Raw genomic sequence first — 2,403 nt, forward strand, 5'->3', positions numbered from 1 at the left:
ACTGGCGGTCATACCGGAACTGTCGACCACGGCAGAAGCCTTCTGGACAATATCCGCCCCGGAGGCATCGGTGAGGGTATATTCAAACGTCACCACGCTGCCGGGAGGGGCGGCATGGGTGAGCTCAACGGTATAGGTGACAGCCTCACCTTCAGTGACGTCATCCTTATCGGCACTGAGGCGCACGTCCACGGTATCTCCCGGGCCGCTCTCATCAGACATCGCTGCCATCTCAGAGCGGACCCAGTCCTCATTGGTGCCAGTGATCATGGCTTTGATACTGACGTCCTCTGTGCCCTCGTTGAGCACATCATCGTTCGGTTGCAACAGGATATGGATCTGGTTTTCATCGGCGGGCAGGGTGACACTGGTGAGCCCGGTGGCTGGGTCAAAGTTGACGTCAGCAAGTTTTTGTCCGGTGCTGCCGGACATTACATGCATCATACCGGTGAAGTCGTCCCCCATAGACGTACTGTCGTCTGGAGTGCCAAGGCTCAGCAGGACAGTGTTGTCAGATGCGCCGCGGTTGTTGACTTCAATGGTCCACCCCGGCCACTGGCTGTCATCCATGCCCGCATTTTCATGCCCGTCCTGATAGTGGCTGACCCCCATGACCCTAGTGGGGGTCCCGCTGACATCAATGGTGATCGGCTGGGTGGTGTTATCACTGGCGGTCAGAGTAAAGGTGTCGGTTTGCTTCTCTCCGGCAGCCAGATCTGGGGCCTTGTCCTTGTCCAGCGTATACACCCATTGGGTGCCCGTCAGGACCAGTGTCCCGTACTTGCCATTCATTGAGGTATTGGCGAAAGCGGGGGTGTCAGCTGTGTCCGGGTCAGTGATACTCAGGGTACCTGTGGCGGTGACCGGGGTCTCCCAGTTGTCCGGCTCGGTAACGCCCTGCGAGAAAATACCACTGACAATGGCCGTGTCTTCCGACCCGGTGACGGTGAGGACAATATCATGGGAGGAGCCGTCGGAGGCGATAAAGGTGAAGGTATCGGTGGCGGTTTCCCCTTCATCCAGCGGCACGATCTTCTCCGGGTCGACCTGATACTGCCAGCTGCCATCCCCGTTCAGGATCAGGGTGCCAAAGAGGCCGGGTTGTTGCTCAGCGGCGAGGGTGGGCTGCACCTCAGCATCCGGGTCGAACAGGGCGATCTGACCATTGGCGGCCGTCTCCCCTTTTTCCAGGGTCGCCGCACTTTGCCCGGTGATGATCGCCGTGGTGTCTGTGCCGGTGATACTGATGGTGATCACCTGCACCGTGTTATCTGTGGCGGTCAGGGTCAGTGTGTCCTCGACGGTATCATCGGCTGTGAGGTGGCCGGATTTAGCCCTGTCGAGGGTGTAGGTCCATTCACCGTCTTTGAGAGCCAGTGAGCCATACTGGCCATCCACGACGGTATCGGGAAAGGCCGGGGTGTCAGCTGTATCTGCATCCGTGATGGCAAGGGTGCCCGTGGCCGAGGGCAGTGCCTCATCAATATCCGTTTCGGTCAGGTTGGCGCTGAACAGGCCGGAGACCACAGGGGCATCTTCTGAGCCGGTCACTGTGATAGTAATGCTATGTGTGGTGTTGTCAGACGCGCTGACTGTAAAGCTGTCGAGGGCGGTTTCGTCACCGTCCAGTGGCCGGACCTTGTCCGGGTCAGCCTGATAGGTCCAGCGGCCATTGGTCAGGGTCAGTGTGCCGTACAGGCCTTCGAGTTTGACATCATTCAGGGTGGGCTGCACATCAGCGTCGGGATCAAACAGCGACACCTCACCAGAGGTGACCAATACCCCTTCATCCAGTGTCGATTGCGATGCGCCCTGGATCTCAGGCAGGTCGTCCTTGCCGGTAATGGTGACTGTGATGTTCTGTTGACTGCCATCGGTGGCCGTCAGGGTGATCACATCGCTGTCGACTTCCCCGTCTTTGAGGGGGGCGACCTTGTCGGGATCCAGGGTGTAGGTCCAGATCCTGTCGATCAGCGTCAGGGAGCCATATTTCCCTTCCACCGTGGTGTTGGGAAAAGAAGGGGACTGACCCTTATCAGAATCCTGAATAAGCAGGGTGCCGGTGACCACGTCCTCATCGCCATTCATGACACCTTCGGTGATCCCGGAGATAGAGGCCGGGATATCTGCGCGGGCAAGGGCATCATCTGACTGGGCGGCGGCGAGCAGTGCGAGGGTGTTATCGCTGGCAAGTTCGTTTTTAAACTCACTGAATGTTTTGACGTGCCAGTTTGCCTCGTCGGGATCCTCAAATTTGAGGAAATTATCATGGAAGAAAAACTGATTGAATGGGGTTTGAAGCTTTATGTGGTCTATTTTTGCCAGATCAATTTCTCGGGCCAGCTCAATGAGGTAAAGCGCGCATTTTACTTTATCGTTTTCAGCGTTGAGCTTTTGCCAAGC

Annotated in this window: 1 protein-coding gene; it reads right to left on the reverse strand. The window is 57.3% G+C overall.

All coding sequences use genetic code 11. The features are described from left to right. Positions 1-2,403: VCBS domain-containing protein (locus tag A8L45_RS23235; protein ID WP_217492216.1), on the reverse strand; the 2,403-nt coding region annotated here is incomplete at both ends.

This window comes from Veronia pacifica (assembly GCF_001707825.1).
Taxonomy (GTDB): domain Bacteria; phylum Pseudomonadota; class Gammaproteobacteria; order Enterobacterales; family Vibrionaceae; genus Veronia; species Veronia pacifica.